Here is a 457-nt window from a genome sequence, read left to right as displayed (position 1 = left end):
CGCACAGGCCTGCCAATTGATACTGGTATCTCAAGTATCGGTATGGGTGTTATTCTTCTGTTCCTAACAGAGAACCCTGATGAAAGCACTTTAACACTGCAAAGCGGTGATGTCAATATCACACTCACCCCGTCAGTGTTTAAAGAGGTAGATGCCGCTTTCAAAGTTTCAGTGGCAGAGGGCCATCTGTGGGACCCTGAAGGGATGCCCAAAAAAGTGACCATAAACGATGAGCAATGCGATGTTGCTTATGCAGAAGATACCCAGACTTTCACCATTGAGTGGCCTAAGAAACGTTCTCAGGTTGTAAATCTTGGGCTGACTTCTACAGTAGCCCCAGAACCTGAACCAGAGCCGGAGCCACCTGTAGGCCCTACTGAACCTGGTGGTGGCAGTGAGGAATCACCAGGCCCGACCGCACAGGAGGGTACGGAAGGTACTGAACAGGATCCTGAGC

At 50.3% G+C, this 457-nt stretch carries 1 protein-coding gene; it reads left to right on the top strand.

Translation table 11 applies throughout. The annotated features are described in order from the left end of the window. The coding region (locus Y882_RS20425; protein ID WP_211259245.1) for a hypothetical protein at window positions 1-457 on the top strand (457 nt) is incomplete at both ends.

The organism is Dyella japonica DSM 16301, assembly GCF_001010355.1.
Classification (GTDB): Bacteria; Pseudomonadota; Gammaproteobacteria; order Xanthomonadales; family Rhodanobacteraceae; genus Dyella; species Dyella japonica.
The sequence above is the reverse complement of the archived record's forward strand: the minus strand, read 5'-3'. Positions and strand labels throughout refer to the sequence as shown.